The organism is Bacillus sp. Marseille-Q1617 (assembly GCF_903645295.1).
GTDB lineage: Bacteria > Bacillota > Bacilli > Bacillales > Bacillaceae_B > Rossellomorea.
This window is the reverse complement of sequence record NZ_CAHJXM010000002.1, coordinates 337,820-356,590: the sequence shown is the minus strand read 5'-3', so window position 1 is coordinate 356,590 and position 18,771 is coordinate 337,820. Positions and strand designations below refer to the sequence as shown.

Below are 18,771 nucleotides of genomic sequence, written 5' to 3'. Positions count from 1 at the left end.
CGCTTCAGTTCCAAAAAGTTCCTATCAGCCGATTTTTCTGCGTGAAATTCTATCGATGTTCTCAAGCATCATTCCTGTGCCGACTGCCACACAGTCCATCGGATTTTCAGCTTTGAAGACTGGCACCTTCAATTCTTCTGCAAGAAGCTGATCCATACCGTGCAACAGAGCACCTCCGCCCGTGATGATGACACCTCTGTCAATGATATCCGCTGAAAGCTCAGGCGGAGTCTTCTCAAGGACATTTTTAGCTGCTTGTACAATAACAGCAACAGATTCTTTAAGAGCTCCTTCAATTTCCTTGGACGTAACGGTAATCGTACGAGGTAGTCCGGATACCATGTCCCGTCCGCGGATGCTCATCTCATTCATGAACTCTTCTCCCTCTTCGCGCTTGCTGGAGAATACCGTCCCGATATTTACTTTGATATCTTCTGCCGTGCGTTCACCGATCAGAAGCTTGTACTCTTTTTTGATATAGTTGAGGATTTCATAATCAAACTTATCCCCTGCCATCTTGATGGACTGCGCCGTCACGATATCACCCATTGAAAGAACGGCAACATCCGTCGTTCCACCGCCGATATCGACAACCATATTCCCTGTAGGATTGAAAATGTCCATCCCTGCACCGATTGCGGCCACTTTAGGCTCTTCTTCAAGATAAATTTTCTTTCCGCCGCTCTTCTCGGCAGCTTCCCTGATCGCTTTCTGCTCGACGCTTGTAATGTTTGTCGGGCAGCAGATCAGGATTCTAGGCTTCGATAAGAAACCCTTTACATTCAATTTATTGATGAAGTGCTTCAGCATGGCTTCCGTTACGTCAAAGTCTGCAATGACCCCATCCTTCAAGGGACGGATGGCGACGATGTTTCCAGGCGTACGCCCCACCATGCGGCGTGCTTCTTCACCGACCGCCAATACTTTATTTGTATTCTTATCAAGAGCCACAACTGATGGCTCATTTAAAACGATCCCTTTTCCTTTAACATGGATCAGGACATTCGCCGTCCCAAGGTCAATACCGATATCTTTCGCAAACATTTCGTGTTACTCCCTTCTTCAATTCCAGTCATTTATATGTCAGTTAATTGTCAGTATGTAATTACGTTTTTACGATAAGGTAAAACTTGCACCCAATATATTATTTTACCACAAATGTGTCGAAAGGACGTATTCTTTGTCAAAAAAATGTATTAAAATTGTTATTTATTTGAAGAAGTATGTTGATTGGATGTTTTTTGTTACAGGTAGGTTAAAATGGGTGGCAGCTGTATGCCGCAGTTGATTTCCGTGCGAGACTTCGCTTTCCGTGGGCGGTTGGTAAGCCTCCTCGTCGCTGCGCTCCTGCGGGGTCTTACCTAACGCGCTATTCCCACAGGAGTCTATGCTGGTAAAGGGTAAATACACTAATCCACCCCAACTTAAATTGTTGACTGAGCGCTCGGTCAAATAACACTTTTACATATAGATCGGTGCCAGGCACAAAACAGCCCGTTTGTGCCTGGCACCGATCTATATGATTTTCCTCCTGCAAATTAAAAATACACCAAGCGCATCAATGCGTAGCTTGGCGTATTTTGATCAGCTGTGGAGCTCTTCTTTTTTGTACTTTTGCTTTGTGGCTTCTCCACCTCGTAGATGACGAATTGATTTATGATAATCAAGTATCGTTTTCACTTCGTTTGCGAGTTCTGGATTAATTTCCGGCAGGCGTTCTGTCAGATCCTTATGAACAGTACTTTTGGACACGCCAAACTCCTTCGCAATGACACGAACAGTTTTCTTCGTCTCCACGATATACTTGCCAATCTTGATTGTTCTCTCTTTGATGTAATCGTGCACACCACTCGACCTCCCTAAATTGGATGTGAGAAGTGTGAAATGAGACTCGCTATATCATCAATGAAATAGTATAGACCGCAATCAGCGGCAGAAAGCTTTATTTAAAGCAGCGGCTTCCTGATCTTACAACGTATGAACAAATTCCCCGGCTTGGTGAAATAGTAGGTTGAAACGATTCCTCACCTCAAACACTCTCTATTTTGATAGGTTTGTTTCATTTTATTAGCCGAGGTCCCCATATATGCACAAAAAAGACAATAAGGACAAGGTTTTGGGGGAATTTTCTGAAAATAAATCAGGCATACGCCGGCTTTCACCCTTTAGTGAGGTAACGATCGGCGTTATCGTCCCATCTCTGAACCCGGGAGGATACCCTGTACCTGGTACATCGGGAACAAATTGTACCAGGTACACCGATTACGTTTTGTACCTGGTACAAAAAATCTCTTCGTGGCTCAGGGCCCAGACCAATCTACCTTCTCATTGACCCTCTTCACCCCCGCCCCCTGCTCACCCGCAGCAGCTCGCCCCACGTATCGACCTTCCGATCACGCAATAGCTCCAGCAGCTCCACAAACAAATAAGCCGTCGTCAGTGCATCGTTGACAGCACGATGCCGCGGGTACATCCGCGTGCCGAATAGCTGAGCATATCGCTCCAGGTCACGCATGTCATAGGAAGGCGCAAGGTAGCCGATGAGGTTAAGCGTATCAATGCTCGGGTCGATTTGCAGGTGCGAGCCTGTTCTCTTCAATTCACTCTTCAGAACCAGTTCATCAAAACTTACATAATGTCCAACCAAGCAGTCCGCTTTATTTTCACTCAGGAAATCAAAGAAATCGCGTATCGCCTCTTGAGCTGAAGGGGCTCCTTCGACATCATTCGACCCGATCCCCGTCAAATCGGATATTTCCTGAGAAATAAGTCGATTTGGATTAGAAAATGATTGAAATGTCATTTTGTCTTTTACGTTATATCCCTCCACTCTGACTGCCCCGATTTCGAGCAGCTGGTCTCCTGCGTTGACACGGAAGCCGGTTGTTTCTGTGTCGAAGACGATGAAGGTGATTTCTTCGATGGCCCTGTTCATGGGTATCGAATCATATTCCAAGGGACACGTCATTTTCTTTTTAGAAAAAATGAATGGAGTCACTTCCCTTCTATGCTAATGAATAATGCGCGAGCATCATGTTCTGGAATTCCCTGATTGTTTTTACACTGTGGTAGAGATTTTCTTTTTCCCTCGTTGAAAGGGTGGATAGCTGCACGGTATCCACCTGCTTATTTCTCTTCAGTTCCATGTAGAGTTTCATCACTTCTTCAAATGCTTCTGTTAAGTCATCGCCAAACCCCGGGGAAATCGATCCTTTTTCCACGAGGAAAGCAATTTTCTCCAACGTGGAGCCTGCCAGGTTTCCATGGGCTAGATTCAAGATTTGCAGCGCATGATGAAAAGGGAAGAGGATTTCTTTTTTCATTGAAAATTCCTTTCGCTGCATCCCAAGCAGGGACCTGATCGATGAATGAAGGACGGGTACAGGCTTTGTCTTTTCGACCCCGGCCATCCTTGCCAGCAGGATTTTCGAGTTTTTCAATTGATGGTGAAGGGCACTGGTGAAATCCTCATGAAGATCCCCATCCCCTTCCATGAAGCGGAATGAAAAGAAATTTTGAGCCTTTAACAGGGTTTCTTCAGAAGAGCGCACAGACCAGCGTCTCACCCTTTCCTGCCACTTATCCAGACTACCCCTCCATTCGGGCTCAGAGGCCATCATATTGCCGTCACAACGCCTTAAACCGGCTTCCTCTAGCTTCTTCACCACTTTATCTGAAAACAGCCTGAAATATTCCTCCGACTGCTTTCCTTCCTTTTCATAAACAAGGAAATGATCCTGGTCGGTCAGCATGAACTGCTCTTTTCTTCCCGCTGAACCCATTACATAAAAAGCAAAGCTGCATGGCTTGGTCATCCCCTCTTCATTCAGCTCGTCTTCAGATTCTTTCAGCACTCTTCGATACAAGCGGTCCAGGAGTCCTGACATAAAGTCCAATACATGAAAGACAGGGGCATGGGCTTTCCATAAATGATGGAATACCGACTCGATGGTGGCCTTTATTTTATCTGGAGGGAACAATGAATCTTCCAGCTTATGTGTACTCGTCAATGCGCCGGTGTGATTCGCCTTCATCACATCGTAAAGGGTGACGATCCCCACGAGCTTGTCCTTTTCTGTTACCGGAAGATGCTTGATCGAATGGTCCAGCATCGCAGCCAGTGCTTCGTATAGATACGAATCCTGCCCTATTACGACAGGATCGGCTGTCATCCCTTCCTCCACCCCTTTGGTGAGGGGGATGTTCCCTGCCATGTATCGGGAGACGATATCCCGTTCGGTAAGGATGCCGGCAATCCTTTCTTGATCAAGCACCACAACCGAACTTACCCGATATGTACCCATGATACGAGCCGCTTCCTGCAGTGTTGCGCCGCTGTTTACTGTCATCACATTATCAATCATGATATCTTGCACTCTTTTTAAAATGGTGGAGCGTTCCTGAAGGCCATAGGATGCACCGACCTGCTTCGATAGAGAGTAATAGATATCCTGGAGCCGCTTGGACGTTTCATTCAATAAAAAACGCTTCAGGTGCGGATCTTCCCAGTATCCTTTCAATCCGCTGTAAGGGACGAGGCAAAGCAGACTGTCCTCTTTTGCTTTGACTTCAACGGATGCATAGACACCTTCTCCCACTTCTTCTTTTTCCATAAAAGAGTAGAGGGAGGACAGTCCGACGATTCCTCCCTCAGATATGAATTCCAGCACTTCTTCCTTTCCGTCCATCTCACCGGGGACGATGACCTCTACTTCCCCTTTGACGACAAGGTAGAGGCCGATGCGACTTTCATAGCTTTTCAGAAGCGCCTGGTCCTTTCCTGCGGTCACTTTTTTACAACTTGAAAAAAGGGAAAGAGCTGTACTATGCTCCATCCCCTTGAAGAAGGGATGAAGCAGTACAGCTTCTTGAAATGCATGATCAGGATTTGAAGTTGACATCATCGTCCACCCAAATATCCCCGTTTTTGAATGTCATTTGCTCAGGATAACGAAGATCCGTCACTTCATCCTGAAGCTTCTGAGCCGGCGCCTTCGTCATCAGCGATACGATGATATTCGCTAGGAATCCGGCTGTGGCTCCGAATACACCTGCTCCTGTATCAATGATGCCGAATACGTTGACTCCTGCCCTTGCCATGAAAATATATGTGAGCGTCACGCCAAGGCCGACCAAGAGTCCTGCAATGACCCCTTGTGCGTTGGAACGTTTCCACCAGACCCCAAGGATGAGAGCCGGGAAGAAGGTTCCTGACGCGAGTGCAAAGGCCCATGCAACGATCTGGGTGATAACACCCGGAGGATTCAACGCGACCAGCCCGGCAGCAAGTGTTGCAAGTACGATCGTCCAGCGTGCTACAGCGAGACGATTCTTCTCCGTCGCATTCGGTCTGAATACGCGGTAATAAATATCATGGGCGAATGAAGACGAAATCGCGATCATCAACCCGCCGGCAGTCGATAATGCCGCTGCCATCGCACCCGCTGCAACAAGTCCGATGACAAATACCCCAAGATTGGCGATTTCAGGGGTTGCCATAACGACGATATCATTCGAAATGACGATTTCTTTCCATTGCAGAACGCCGTCAGCATTCGTATCCGCTACCTGGAGCTTTCCTGTATCCACCCAGGAAGCCGTCCATGCCGGCAGTTCACTGATCTTACTGCCCGCAACCTTCGTCATCAGGATGAAGCGTGAGAACGCTGCGTAAGCAGGTGCCGATAGATAAAGTAATCCGATGAATAGAAGCGCCCAGGCCCCTGACCAGCGAGCCGCTTTCATCGTGGAGACCGTATAGAAGCGGACGATGACGTGCGGAAGACCCGCCGTCCCGGCCATCAGTGTAAACATCAATGCGAGGAACTGCCACTTCGTCCCGTTTGTGAACGGTGCAAAATACTCTGAAACTCCGAGTTCCCGGTCAAGCTCCCCGATCTTTCCGACGAGTTCACCATATGAAATCCATGGAGCAGGATTCCCCGTGATCTGCAGGGACATGAAAATGATCGGAATCAAATAAGCAATGATCAGAACAATATACTGAGCAACCTGTGTCCACGTGATCCCCTTCATACCGCCGAATGCAGAATAAAAGGCAATCAGCACGACCCCGATGAGCGTCCCGACCTTGGCGTCGATTTCAAATAGACGCCCGATAACAACCCCGGACCCTGACAGCTGTCCGATCGAGTAGGTGAAACTGATGATGATTGTACAAATAGCGGCAATGACACGGGCCGTGTGGCTGTTATACCGATCCCCGATAAACTCTGGAACCGTATATCGCCCGTATTTACGAAGCTGTGGCGCAAGCAGGAAGGTCAGCAATAAGTAACCGCCTGTCCACCCCATTATGTAGGCAAGTCCATCATAACCAAGGATCATGACCGTCCCGGCAAGCCCGATGAATGACGCTGCACTCATCCAGTCGGCTCCGATGGCCATTCCGTTGAATACCGGCGGTACACCGCGGCCGGCAACGTAGAAATCCGATGTCGCTTTCGCTTTGTTATAAACTGCTATCCCGATATATAATGCAAATGTTGCAAGAATAATAGCCGTAGACACGATAAACTGTACATCCATTAACCGATTTCCCCCTTTTGTCTGCTGGTGATTCTTATTTGCTCTGTTTCTTGTTTTTATATAAGGCAATCACGAAGCAGGCCGCTTCAGTGTACGAATCGGCAGGTCTTTCATGCTTCCATTATCAACAATCGTTAAACAGAGACTATTTTTAAAAAAGATACTATAAAGTTCTCATTCAACTTAATGATCAAGCGTCTTCCCATAACTTACTTGCTCATTCTTGCTTTCATCGATTCCATATTTCCGGTCGATGCGGTCAGAGACAATCGCATTCACATAAAGCAGGATAATAAAGATCAGAATCGACCCTTGAGCCCCCATGAAATAGTGGAACGGAAACCCGTTGATCGAAAACGATGATAGACTTTCAGCGAAGAACACCATCACAAAGGAACTGATGAACCAGATGACAAGGTATAAGGCCATAAAACGATTTTTCTCTTTGAAATACTGATCCGCTTGTGCACGGTCAATTTTCTTCATAAATATCCCCCTTTTTATCTAAGACTGAATATGAACTTCACTGTTTCAAAAAACGGCATTGGGACAAGTGCGATCTGAACAATAAAATAAACAAACATGGATAAGAACGGAAGAACTAAAAAAACGGCCTTCTTTTTCTTTATTGCAAAGACGATGCTGGCTCCTGTGATCAGGAGTAACACGATGAAATAAAGCAATCTTTCACCTCCCATTATGTAAACGCTGCCATAAATAAATATTAAATTTTCTGAAATTTTATTCGTGACCTCATTATCATTTATGTGGAAAAGCTTTTTCAATAAAGAAATTCCGACAATGGCTACCTGACTCACCTCTATCTATTTTATAAATATAAGAATTTTCTTACTATTTGTACGTTGTTGTGTTAGGTAATCAATCAAACTATTCTTCTGACATAATATTGACATGTCGATAATAGTCGAAACTTTTGTAGACGCAAAAAAACTGACCAGCATCTGCCGGTCAGTCCGTTTATTATTCTTGCTCTTCTTTACTTGTATCAGCGTTTGATTCAGCATCTTGATCTTCTGCATCGGCATTGGACTCTGCATCGTCAGCGTCTTTTTGCTCTGCATCAGATGGGTTGGCGTCTTGATTTTCTTCAGCCGCTTCCCCTTCAGCACCTTCTTCAGCTGCTGCATCTTCCTTCACTGCATCCTCTTGTGCCGCTTCTGGCTGGTCGCCGGAAACCTTCTGCTCATCAAGCTTTGCTTCTTGAAGAGTGGCAAGAGACTTATTGAAATAGTTGATTGGATTGACTGCTACATTGTCTTTGCGGATTTCAAAGTGTACGTGTACACCTGCATCTTCATTGAATAAAGATTTTCCGGCTTTTGCAATCTCTTGACCTTGATCCACGACATCCCCGACGGCTACTTCAAAATCTTTGACTGATTGGTAACGAGTGACAATACCCTTACTGTGTTCGATTTCGATTGTGTTGCCCAGTAATGAATCTTCTTGAACCTTTGTGACTGTTCCACTCATTGCAGCAAGTACGTTGAATTCTTTTCCATCCTTCGAGATATCGATCCCTTGGTTCGGATAGTACATGTTGCCATACACGACTAAAGCGGCTTCCTGTTCTTCGGCAGAAGCTTCAGCATCGTAGAAGTTTTTTTCGATGACTGTGTCTTCCGGGCTTGAAACAGGCATTACGAAGTTTTCCAGTGAACGATTGACTTCTTCAGCAGGCTGATTGAACTCGTTATCAGTAGGAACATCATAGCTGTAATCCTCGGCATTCTCGTTCGCATCATTTCCTGCTTGGTACCACAGAATTCCTGTGATAATGATTGCTGCACTTGCTAGATAGATTGCTGGGTATGCCCAACGTCTTTTCAAAAATTTTGGAGAAGTGTATTTCTTTTCTTCCTCTCTCATTTTCATCACCTCAGCAATCATTCTGAACAGAATTCTGAAAATATATACACAAGTCCAAAAAAATTTTTAATTCTTATCTTTCGACAAACCTGAATGAAATATGTATGGAATCCCAAACTTTTTTCTGGAATCTTCATAGAACTGCAATATTTATGGGGTGGATGGACCGTTTACACATGATACAATGGGTAAGTATTTTTACAATTAATGTGAAATGAAAGGACGATAGACTGTGAAAACATTGCTTAAATACACTCTTACAGCTGCGCCTTTTCTATATATGATGCTGATCTGGATTCTGTCCAGCAACCCCGATGATGCGGTCATCCGCTTTCCTGATAGCTATTGGGACCGCTTTATAAAGGAGTCCCTCCATTTAATTGAATTTGCGATTCTTTATGGATTGTTTGTGCTTGCCCTGCTTGCGCATGGGTTGCTCCGGTATTCAATCAATTTCACCGTTGCGTTGATCGCGATCTTTTACGGATTTGTCGATGAGATTCATCAATCGTTCGTACCGTACCGTTCGGCGACGATGATCGATGCAGCGAAGGATTTGATCGGGGTGACGATTCTATTCTGGGTTGTGAATCGGACGTATTTCAGGAGTTCGAATCATGTGGTGACGAGATATATGAAGAGGCTTGAAGGGTATTTTAATTAAAAAAGATGGATTTCCCGGGTGCCAGTGTTGGCTTGGGAAATCCATCTTTTTTTGTTGGCGTGAGTGTGTACCTGGTACAGGAATGCTGGATTGTACCTGGTACAAAGGCCTCGATTTGTACCAGGTACAATTCTAGCTGTTGGTGCCCGGCTCAGAACCTGTCATTTGAGCCAGTCTCACTATTCTGTCAGGTGCCAGGCACAATCCCTGTCATTTGTTCCTGGCACAAATCAGGCTCAGCGTGCCAGGAACAAAATCGCCAATCTGTGCCTGGCACCCCGGAATGGCCCCGACCTCTAAAACCGGTACTACCCACCAACGATTCTATCTCTGCGCCGTCACCTTCTGAAGCAGCTTTTCCGAAGTCGTGATTTCCACTCCCTTATAATAGTGGGTCACGATCTCTTTATAGTCCTTCCCTTCCTTCGCCATCCCATTGGCCCCGTACTGGCTCATGCCGACTCCATGGCCGTAGCCTTTGGTCGAGATGACGATGTGGTTGTCTTTCAGATACCAAGAGAAGTCAGAGGATTTCAGTCCGAGCATATCCCTTATTTCACGGCCAGTGAATGATTTGCCGTTTATATCGACGTTGGCGACCCGCTTCCCTTCCGTCCGGGAAGTGATCGTTCCTACAGAGCCGTCCTTCGACAATTTCACACCAAGCTTCTTCTCAAATTCCGTTATCGGAATAATTTTTTGATCGGTGAACTTCGGCGAGTTCTCATCCCACGGACTTTTCACACTCCGCAGGTAGGGGATCTCATTTGGCCAGTAAGCTTCTGAGTTTTCCGTATATCCGTTGCTCGTGGAGAAGAAGGCCGCGGTGATCGGTTTTCCATCGAATGTGAGGACCTGCCCCTTCGTTTCCAGTACAGCTTCTGTAATCTTTTCGAGTTTCCATTCAGCTTCCGGACCCCAGAGGACTGTTAACTCCGATGGATTCTTGAATACCTGGTGTGAAATCGTATCGGTGACGTCCGCTCCCTCTGGTACAGAGGAATCTTCAGTCATCATTTTATTGACGATGAATGTCCGTGCTGCAAGCGCCTGTGCCTTCAGTGCTTCTTTTTCAAAATCTGCAGGCATTTCACCAGCTACCACTCCTACTACATACTGCTCTAATGGCAGCTTCTCTATCACTTTCTTGCCTGACCGGTAGACAGCCACCTCAACTGAATCCGCTAGCTCCTCGATACCGGGAGCGCCTTCCAGTTTCTCATTTAAGTTGGTCTTTTCTTTGTCCGATGAAAACGGAAGCACAAGCAGAGTGGGTACGATAAAGATGATGCAAATGAAGATTGAGAAGACGATCAGTACTGGTTTTAAATGCGTCATGTTCGCTGCCTCCAATGAAAGATTAAATAGGAGAGTGCCTCAAGCACACTTCTCCATTCTTTTTCATATGTATGGTAGTGGACAAGCTTTTATGATTGAAATTTGTTTTGTGGTGAAGGAGATTTCTTTGGAGTTTTGTCTGCTTCACTTAGTTGAAAATAAAATGGTGAAAGTTGATCGCAAAGGGCGGAAAGTTGAAAATAAATCAGCAAAAGTTGATCGGAAAACGTGAAAAGTTGAAATTAAAATCTCCTTACTGTGTGAATACACCATCAGATTTCGCGATCACTCCGTACATCTCTTGGAACTGGCTGTTCAGAAAGGTAGTTTTTTAAAAAAGGGGCATTTATTTCGCTTTTTTCCTCAAAAACAGCTCTTTTTTCTTCAAAAATAGCATGACCCTTTCTACAGACTTGTCTTCCAGCCACTAAAAAGTCTCTCCATGTGGCAGTAACACGTAAAATGTTCCCATCCTGAGCATTATAATCTGTCCCATATCCAGCATTATTAACGATATTTAACAATTTATTATCGGAAAATCGACATCTATTATCGAAAATCAACTTTTTATTATCGAAACCATTTTTCCTTTTATCAATATCAACCCGTTATTACTGAAGATAAACATTTCTAATCGAATCCGAACCATTACTATCAACTAGACATGTTTATAATCGAAACCGAACAATCAACACACTGAAATAAACCACCAAGCTATAGACCAACCAGGAAAATTCCCACACCCCAAAACAAAAAAGGCAAGCTTCCCAATAAAGAAAGCTTACCATTTTTCAACCTATATGTTATGCGTCTTTCAGCATGCTTTGATCTGAAACAGCTGCATCTGTTTCTTCGATTTCTTTTACGCGCTCGATGTCTGCACCGATGCCCGCAAGCTTCTGATGGAAGTTTACATAGCCGCGGTCCAGGTGCTTCAGTTCGGTTACACGTGTGTAGCCGTCTGCAACGAGCCCTGCGATGGAAAGCGCAGCCGCTGCACGTAAGTCCGTCGCAGCTACTTCTGCACCTTGAAGCGCAGTTGGGCCCTGCATGATTACAGAACGTCCTTCAATCTTGATGTCGGCTCCCATGCGGCGGAATTCTTCCACGTGCATGAAGCGGTTTTCGAAGACTGTCTCTGTGAGTACACTTGTACCCTCTGCTGCTAGAAGAAGAGCCATCATTTGTGACTGCATATCCGTAGGGAAACCAGGATGAGGCATTGTTTTAATATCGACAGATTTCAGTTTATCTGGACCGATGACACGCAGGCCTTCTCCTTCGTCAATGATGGTTACGCCCATTTCTTCCATTTTCGCTACTAAAGAAGATAAATGTTCCGGAATCGCACCTTTTACAAGGACGTTTCCTTTTGTGATGGCCGCAGCCACCATGAATGTTCCCGCTTCGACACGGTCAGGAATGATGCTGTGCTCGACACCGTAAAGGCGTTCAACACCCTCGATGCGGATCGTTCCAGTTCCTGCGCCTACTACGTTTCCACCCATTTTATTGATAAAGTTTGCTAAGTCGACGATTTCAGGTTCTTTTGCAACGTTCTCAAGGATTGTTGTCCCGTCAGCAAGGGCTGCTGCCATCATGATGTTCTCAGTGGCACCCACGCTTGGGAAGTCCAGATAAACCTTTGCACCTTTCAATCTTCCGTCGACTTCTGCTTCGATGAATCCGTTACCGACCTTCACCTTGGCTCCCATTGCTTCGAAGCCTTTCAAGTGCTGGTCAATTGGTCTTGAACCGATGGCACATCCGCCTGGCAGTGCCACACGTGCTTTCCCGGTACGTCCTAGAAGAGATCCCATTACAAGAACGGATGCACGCATCTTGCGAACATATTCGAATGGGGCTTCCACAAATAACTCCCTAGATGCATTAACGACAACTTCATCATTATGGAACTCAACATCTGTATTTAAATGACGTAATACTTGATTAATCGTATATACATCGGAGAGTGGTGGTACATTTGTAATTTTGCTTTTTCCTTCACTTGCTAATAATGTAGCAGCGAGAACAGGTAAAACGGCATTCTTTGCTCCTTCAACTTGCACAGTACCGCTTAAACGCTGACCGCCGCGGACGATAATTTTTTCCAAGAGTATTCCCCTCCGCGTCCAATTTCTCTATATTAATATTCAATCGTCAGGATGGGTGTGCCAAGAACAAAGGTTGTCTTGGTGCCCATTCCACTTTTCCGTAGACCCAGTTGTATATTCATTTCGCTATTTTTTGTTGGTATTGACCGTGACATTTGCTTCGAGTAGGCGGAAACGGAATGAAAGTCTTCTTCTTCCAGTGACTCCGTTTCGGTTGCGTCAAGAATCGACATCATTTCGACAGCCTGATTCGACAAAACTTCCTCAAGCGTATCATTGAATTCGCCTTTTATACAAGAGAAAATCAAAGGTTTAGTAGTAAAAATGATTTCCATGTTTGGGATATACTGTCTCTTGAGATATCGTGATGTTTTTTCTCCCAAAGCTTCCTGATTTCCACGGATCTCATACATAACGTACGAAACCGAATGTGCATTTCCGAGGGTATGTTGAAGCTTAATTGTTTCTTCCCCGTGAGAAGTCTTGCGAGTCCCCACAACAATTACTTCTTCTCCCTTATTTTCTGTCGTCCATTCGAAATCAGAAAAAGTTTCTTGCATATTCTTACTATATTGGGCAAATCCTTTATTCGTGAAGCTTTTTACGTTTTCTCTTGCATATAGAGACCATTCAGTTACTTCACCATTTGTTTGAGAGATAGCGCGATCAAGCTTTTCGATGTCTAATAATTGATTGGCTTCGATAGTGTTCTTCCCATTTATGATAGGCAGGAAACCTATTCCAACAAAAAATATTAATAAAATGTAAAAATGCCGTCCCATACTGCATTCCTCCCCTTAGGTAAAAGTCTTTCCTTTTATGGGGAGAACATACTTCGAATATGTCGTCATCTTTTTACAATTTTTTGTTCGGGCACTATCCATATGCAATTGAAAATGATCCGCATCGTGTGAAGAATTTTCAGATGATTTTGTGTGAGAAGAGGTTTGAACCTTTTTCATAAAATGACGCATAGAAACAGTTGGTCAGAGGAGAAAACGATGTTCTTTACACCCCGGACACAACCTTTTAAGGTCATCTATGAAAACGGATTCAATATGAAACTTTTTCACAAACATGCAAATACAAAATTAATCTTACTCAAAACAGGCTGTAAAGAAAACATGCAGGAAGTCCTATTTTTTGTAAAAGAATTGTCTTGATTTTTTAATTTGATATGCTCTATCCAATCTTTCTTCACAAACACATGTCAGGATTGGCTTTTCACTGCGAAAAAAGCCTCATTGAAAGAACGCTGGCAGCTGCTGTGACCACAGATAATAATCCAGCAGGAATCGGCTGACGGCTGAACCAATCGCAATCGTCAGCAGGATGAATAGCAGCCTTCCTTGAGCGACACGATTCTTTTTCAGTAATTTATCAAGCTGAATTGCCTGCAGCGACCAGAATGTAACGGCGAATACAAATAAGTGCACGAGCATACTGATCAATGCCTGTTGGCTGAAGCTTTCCACCATACTGTTTCTCTCCAATCAAAAAAATTCAACACACATAGCCCATTTTATCACATACCGGCCGATACGGGATAATGAAAATGTAGCAAAAGACGGAAATTTTTTGTTTTCCCCCGAACTGCCTTTGTATCTTAGAAATCCCGTCTATCTTCTTATAATATGTATGACTAGTGTAAGTATGTCCTTTAACGCGTCAGTGTACGGCGGGACGGGCTTTTAGCACTGTAAAGCGGTCTGGGACGGGCCTTCACCGCTTTAACGTACGCTGGGACGGGCCTTCAATTCAGTTCCACCAGCCCACATCCAAAAAAAACACCCTCTCCAACCGGAAGAGGGTGTTTTCGTTATTAGAAGTTACGTTCGGAAACGTTAATTCTGTTCATGGCACGCTTAAGGGCAAGTTCGGCACGACGGAAGTCGACGTCATCCTTTTGTGCCTGCATGCGGCCTTCTGCACGGCTTTTTGCTTCTTTCGCGCGTTGTACATCGATAGCTTCTGCTGTTTCAGCAGTCTGTGCTAGAATTGTCACTTGTTCAGGACGTACTTCTAAGAATCCGCCACTGACAGCTACAAGCTCAGTGTTACCGCCTTTATTCAGGCGTACCGCACCGATTTGTAGTGGAGCAACCATCGGAATGTGTCCAGGTAAGATCCCAAGCTCACCGCTTTGAGCTTTCGTACTCACCATTTCCACTTCTGAATCGTACACTGGGCCATCGGGAGTGACAATATTGACTTTTAATGTCTTCATTTTCTTCCCTCCTGGTCCCTAATTATACCTCTACGCCCATTTCTTTAGCTGCAGCCAATACGTCCTCGATCGGACCTACTAGACGGAATGCATCTTCTGGAATGTGGTCGTATTTACCGTCAAGAATATCTTTGAAGCCTTTTACCGTGTCCTTCACTTGTACGTAAGAACCTTTTTGGCCTGTGAACTGTTCTGCAACGTGGAAGTTTTGAGATAAGAAGAATTGTACACGGCGGGCGCGTGCCACAGTCAGCTTATCATCATCAGAAAGCTCATCCATACCAAGGATGGCAATGATATCTTGTAATTCTCTATAGCGCTGTAATGTTTGTTGGACATTACGTGCAATTGTGTAGTGCTCTTCCCCTACGATTTCAGGAGAAAGTGCACGTGAAGTTGATGCTAATGGATCCACCGCAGGGTAGATACCCATCTCGGAAAGCTTACGTTCAAGGTTCGTTGTTGCATCCAAGTGAGCGAATGTTGTTGCAGGAGCCGGATCCGTGTAGTCATCGGCAGGTACATAGATCGCTTGGATCGATGTAACGGAACCAACGTTTGTAGACGTGATACGCTCTTGCAATTGACCCATTTCAGTAGCAAGTGTCGGCTGGTAACCAACGGCAGATGGCATACGGCCAAGTAGTGCTGATACCTCAGAACCTGCTTGCGTGAAACGGAAGATGTTATCGATGAACAGAAGTACGTCCTGACCTTGCTCATCACGGAAGTATTCAGCCATTGTAAGACCCGTCAAGGCAACACGCATACGTGCACCAGGCGGCTCATTCATCTGTCCGAATACCATCGCTGTTTTCTTGATAACGCCAGAGTCGCTCATCTCGTGGTAAAGGTCATTACCTTCACGCGTACGCTCTCCAACACCTGCGAATACCGAGATACCGCCGTGCTCTTGAGCGATGTTGTTGATAAGCTCCTGGATTAATACGGTTTTACCAACACCGGCACCACCGAATAGACCGATCTTACCACCCTTGATGTATGGAGCAAGTAAGTCTACTACTTTGATACCTGTTTCAAGAATTTCTACTTCTGTAGAAAGTTGATCGAATGTAGGTGCTTGTCTGTGAATCGGATCACGACGAATTCCTGCTGTAAGCGGCTCGTCTAAATCGATTGATTCACCAAGGACGTTGAATACACGACCTAACGTTACATCCCCTACTGGTACAGAGATTGGCGCTCCTGTATCTAGTACTTCGGCTCCACGTTGTAAACCGTCCGTAGAAGCCATCGCGATCGTACGTACAGAATCATCACCTAGGTGAAGGGCAACCTCTAATGTAAGTTCAGCTCTATCTGCAATTTGGACCTTTAATGAGTTGTAGATATCAGGAAGTTGGCCATTGGCGAACTTGACATCAACAACGGGACCCATTACTTGAAGAACGTGTCCTTTGTTCATCTCTTTCCCTCCTAACTAGCTTTTGACGACAAAACTATGGTTTTACCGGAATTAACCGGATACGTTTCTATTCCAGTGCAGCTGCTCCGCCGACGATTTCCGTGATTTCTTGGGTAATCGCAGCTTGACGTGCACGGTTATATGAAAGTGTAAGGTTATTAATGATGTCTTTTGCGTTATCGGTTGCGTTCTTCATCGCTGTCATACGAGCTGCGTGTTCACTCGCTTTACCATCAAGTAAAGCTCCGTAAATCAAGCTCTCGGCGTATTGAGGAAGCAACACTTCAAGAATTTCTTCAGCATTCGGTTCAAATTCATAAGAAGTAAGACTGCTTGAAGAAGCTTCAGATTCAAGGTTTGTCAAAGGCAGAACCTTTTTCTCTGTTACATCTTGTTGAATCGCACTGACGTAGTGGTTGTAGTACATGTACAGCTCATCATAAGCACCATCAGAGAACATGCTCACTGCTTTGTTCGCAATCTCCTTGATATCTGCAAAGTTAGGCTGATCCGGTAAACCTACAATACCTTCTACGACGTTATAGCCGCGCTTTTGGAAAAAGTCTTTTCCGACACGACCAAGTGCAATGATCGCAAATTCGTCTTCTGAGCTGTGACGCTCTTTAATCGCATTACTTACAGCACGGATGACACTGCTGTTATAAGCCCCCGCCAAACCGCGGTCAGACGTAATGACCAAGTAGCCGGTTTTCTTTACGGGGCGGGAGACTAGCATCGGATGTGTTGCATCGGTGCTGCCCAGGGAAATAGAAGTGACTACGTCTTGAATTTTCTCCATGTAAGGAACGAAGGACTTAGCGTTCGTTTCCGCACGGTTCAATTTCGCAGCAGATACCATTTCCATTGCTTTCGTAATTTGACTTGTTTTCTTCGTAGACGTAATACGAGTTTTAATGTCGCGTAACGATGCCACTGGTTCTCACCACCCTTTTAAAATGTTAGCCATAAGATCGAACAATCATGGTCATCACTTATTGAAGCCGGTGTCCTTTTTTAAAAAGAAGCACCGACCTATAAGCGATTACTCAGACTTAGCAAATGTCTTCTTGAATTCTGTGATCGCAGCAACCATTGCAGCATCTTCAGGAAGACCTTTTGTCGTACGGATATGATCTAACAGTTCAGTATGGTTGTGATCTAACCAGCTTAGGAATTCACCTTCGAAACGGCGAACGTCCGTTACCGGGATATCATCTAAATGTCCTTTAGTCAATGCGTAAAGGATCATGACTTGTTTTTCAACTTTAAGTGGTTTGTTAAGATCCTGCTTCAGTACTTCTACTGTACGCGCACCGCGGTTCAGTTTCGCCTGCGTTGCTGCATCAAGATCTGATCCGAACTGAGCGAATGCTTCAAGCTCACGGTAAGCGGCTAAGTCAAGACGCAGTGTACCAGATACTTTTTTCATCGCTTTGATCTGTGCGGATCCACCAACACGGGATACGGATAAACCTGCGTTGATCGCCGGACGAACACCGGAGAAGAACAGGTCAGATTGTAAGAAGATCTGTCCGTCAGTGATGGAGATAACGTTTGTCGGGATATAAGCGGAGATATCTCCTGCTTGTGTCTCAACGAATGGCAGTGCCGTGATGGAACCGCCGCCTTTTGCATCGCTTAATTTCGCTGCACGCTCAAGTAAACGGGAGTGCAAGTAGAATACGTCACCAGGGAATGCTTCACGACCTGGAGGACGGCGAAGTAATAGGGACAGCTCACGGTATGCCGAGGCCTGTTTGGATAGATCATCATAGACAACAAGAACGTGCTTGCCGCTGTGCATGAAGTCTTCACCCATTGTGATTCCCGCATAAGGTGCCAAGAATAGCATTGGAGCCGGTGAAGCAGCAGATGCCGTTACTACGATTGTGTAGTCTAACGCACCGTGCTTACGTAATGTTTCTACTGCGTTACGTACAGTAGATTCTTTTTGACCGATCGCAACATAGATACAAACCATGTCCTGGTCTTTTTGGTTAAGGATCGCATCGATCGCAACAGATGTTTTACCTGTTTGACGATCTCCGATGATTAACTCACGTTGACCACGGCCGATCGGCACTAGAGCGTCAATCGCTTTGATACCTGTTTGAAGCGGCTCGTGTACGGATTTACGATCCATAACACCAGGTGCTCCGCTTTCGATAGGACGTGTTTTTGTTGTTGCAATCGGACCTAACCCGTCTACAGGTTGTCCAAGTGAGTTTACTACACGACCTACAAGTTCTTGCCCTACTGGTACTTCCATGATACGTCCAGTACGACGAACCTCATCGCCTTCACGAATGTCACTGAATGGTCCAAGAATGATGATACCTACGTTGTTTTCCTCTAAGTTTTGTGCCATACCCATGACACCGTTAGAAAATTCAACAAGCTCTCCAGCCATGACATTGTCGAGGCCATGAGCACGAGCGATACCGTCACCGATTTGGATAACTGTACCTACATCGCTTACTTTCATCTCAGACTGATAGTTTTCAATTTGCTTTTTTATCAGCGCGCTGATTTCTTCCGCCTTGATGCTCATGAATTTCACCCC

General features: G+C 45.2%; 19 protein-coding genes. 2 read left to right on the top strand and 17 right to left on the bottom strand.

Annotated features, from left to right (window positions below; all coding sequences use genetic code 11):
• Nucleotides 1-24: 24 nt before the first annotated feature.
• From HWX64_RS13320 to HWX64_RS13285, 8 genes are all read right to left on the bottom strand, one after another.
• On the bottom strand, nucleotides 25-1,044 hold the full coding sequence (locus tag HWX64_RS13320; RefSeq protein ID WP_175990037.1) for a rod shape-determining protein: 1,020 nt from the start codon (nucleotides 1,042-1,044) through the stop codon (nucleotides 25-27).
• A gap of 540 nt (nucleotides 1,045-1,584) precedes the next feature.
• Complete coding sequence (gene spoIIID / locus HWX64_RS13315) at nucleotides 1,585-1,845, bottom strand: sporulation transcriptional regulator SpoIIID (RefSeq protein WP_032086905.1); 261 nt, start codon at nucleotides 1,843-1,845, stop codon at nucleotides 1,585-1,587.
• Nucleotides 1,846-2,338: 493 nt separating this feature from the next.
• Nucleotides 2,339-2,968: a PolC-type DNA polymerase III gene (locus HWX64_RS13310; protein ID WP_175990726.1), complete on the bottom strand. Its 630-nt coding sequence runs from the start codon at nucleotides 2,966-2,968 to the stop codon at nucleotides 2,339-2,341.
• Nucleotides 2,969-3,005: 37 nt separating this feature from the next.
• Nucleotides 3,006-4,904, bottom strand: coding sequence for a DUF294 nucleotidyltransferase-like domain-containing protein (locus HWX64_RS13305; protein WP_175990036.1), 1,899 nt, complete (start codon nucleotides 4,902-4,904; stop codon nucleotides 3,006-3,008).
• Nucleotides 4,882-6,549 carry a sodium:solute symporter family protein gene (locus HWX64_RS13300; protein ID WP_175990035.1) on the bottom strand — a complete coding sequence of 556 codons (1,668 nt, stop codon included), beginning with the start codon at nucleotides 6,547-6,549 and terminating at the stop codon, nucleotides 4,882-4,884. The genes HWX64_RS13305 and HWX64_RS13300 overlap by 23 nt, the downstream gene beginning before the upstream one ends.
• A 183-nt stretch (nucleotides 6,550-6,732) precedes the next feature.
• On the bottom strand, nucleotides 6,733-7,035 hold the full coding sequence (locus HWX64_RS13295; protein ID WP_175990034.1) for a DUF4212 domain-containing protein: 303 nt from the start codon (nucleotides 7,033-7,035) through the stop codon (nucleotides 6,733-6,735).
• A 14-nt stretch (nucleotides 7,036-7,049) separates the two neighbouring features.
• Complete coding sequence (locus HWX64_RS13290) at nucleotides 7,050-7,232, bottom strand: hypothetical protein (protein WP_175990033.1); 183 nt, start codon at nucleotides 7,230-7,232, stop codon at nucleotides 7,050-7,052.
• Nucleotides 7,233-7,530: 298 nt separating this feature from the next.
• Nucleotides 7,531-8,439 carry a M23 family metallopeptidase gene (locus HWX64_RS13285; RefSeq protein ID WP_175990032.1) on the bottom strand — a complete coding sequence of 303 codons (909 nt, stop codon included), beginning with the start codon at nucleotides 8,437-8,439 and terminating at the stop codon, nucleotides 7,531-7,533.
• A gap of 232 nt (nucleotides 8,440-8,671) precedes the next feature.
• Here HWX64_RS13285 and HWX64_RS13280 point away from each other — a divergent pair, with 232 nt between their 5' ends.
• The gene (locus HWX64_RS13280) at nucleotides 8,672-9,103 is read left to right on the top strand and encodes a VanZ family protein (RefSeq protein WP_254871149.1); all 432 of its coding nucleotides are present in this window, start codon (nucleotides 8,672-8,674) and stop codon (nucleotides 9,101-9,103) included.
• 324 nt (nucleotides 9,104-9,427) lie between these two features.
• On the opposite strand, the gene spoIID is transcribed toward HWX64_RS13280, so the two are convergent.
• A complete protein-coding gene (gene spoIID, locus HWX64_RS13275) occupies nucleotides 9,428-10,441 on the bottom strand; it encodes a stage II sporulation protein D (protein ID WP_175990031.1) in 1,014 nt (337 codons plus the stop codon).
• Nucleotides 10,442-10,475: 34 nt separating this feature from the next.
• Here spoIID and HWX64_RS13270 point away from each other — a divergent pair, with 34 nt between their 5' ends.
• A complete protein-coding gene (locus tag HWX64_RS13270; RefSeq protein WP_175990030.1) occupies nucleotides 10,476-10,673 on the top strand; it encodes a hypothetical protein in 198 nt (65 codons plus the stop codon).
• A gap of 40 nt (nucleotides 10,674-10,713) precedes the next feature.
• Here the strand turns inward: HWX64_RS13270 and HWX64_RS13265 are convergent, their stop codons facing one another.
• The 8 genes from HWX64_RS13265 to atpA form a co-directional block, all read right to left on the bottom strand.
• Nucleotides 10,714-10,869: a hypothetical protein gene (locus HWX64_RS13265; RefSeq protein ID WP_175990029.1), complete on the bottom strand. Its 156-nt coding sequence runs from the start codon at nucleotides 10,867-10,869 to the stop codon at nucleotides 10,714-10,716.
• 375 nt (nucleotides 10,870-11,244) lie between these two features.
• Nucleotides 11,245-12,555, bottom strand: coding sequence for a UDP-N-acetylglucosamine 1-carboxyvinyltransferase (murA, locus tag HWX64_RS13260; RefSeq protein WP_175990028.1), 1,311 nt, complete (start codon nucleotides 12,553-12,555; stop codon nucleotides 11,245-11,247).
• 32 nt (nucleotides 12,556-12,587) lie between these two features.
• Nucleotides 12,588-13,337 carry a YwmB family TATA-box binding protein gene (locus HWX64_RS13255; RefSeq protein WP_175990027.1) on the bottom strand — a complete coding sequence of 250 codons (750 nt, stop codon included), beginning with the start codon at nucleotides 13,335-13,337 and terminating at the stop codon, nucleotides 12,588-12,590.
• A 459-nt stretch (nucleotides 13,338-13,796) separates the two neighbouring features.
• On the bottom strand, nucleotides 13,797-14,033 hold the full coding sequence (locus HWX64_RS13250) for a DUF1146 family protein (RefSeq protein ID WP_175990026.1): 237 nt from the start codon (nucleotides 14,031-14,033) through the stop codon (nucleotides 13,797-13,799).
• Between the two features lie 344 nt (nucleotides 14,034-14,377).
• Nucleotides 14,378-14,782: a F0F1 ATP synthase subunit epsilon gene (locus tag HWX64_RS13245; RefSeq protein WP_175990025.1), complete on the bottom strand. Its 405-nt coding sequence runs from the start codon at nucleotides 14,780-14,782 to the stop codon at nucleotides 14,378-14,380.
• 22 nt (nucleotides 14,783-14,804) lie between these two features.
• A complete protein-coding gene (gene atpD / locus HWX64_RS13240; RefSeq protein WP_175990024.1) occupies nucleotides 14,805-16,208 on the bottom strand; it encodes a F0F1 ATP synthase subunit beta in 1,404 nt (467 codons plus the stop codon).
• Between the two features lie 67 nt (nucleotides 16,209-16,275).
• Complete coding sequence (locus HWX64_RS13235; RefSeq protein ID WP_175990023.1) at nucleotides 16,276-17,142, bottom strand: F0F1 ATP synthase subunit gamma; 867 nt, start codon at nucleotides 17,140-17,142, stop codon at nucleotides 16,276-16,278.
• Nucleotides 17,143-17,250: 108 nt separating this feature from the next.
• Nucleotides 17,251-18,759, bottom strand: a complete 1,509-nt coding sequence (gene atpA / locus HWX64_RS13230; RefSeq protein WP_175990022.1) for a F0F1 ATP synthase subunit alpha — start codon at nucleotides 18,757-18,759, stop codon at nucleotides 17,251-17,253.
• Between the last annotated feature and the right edge of the window lie 12 nt (nucleotides 18,760-18,771).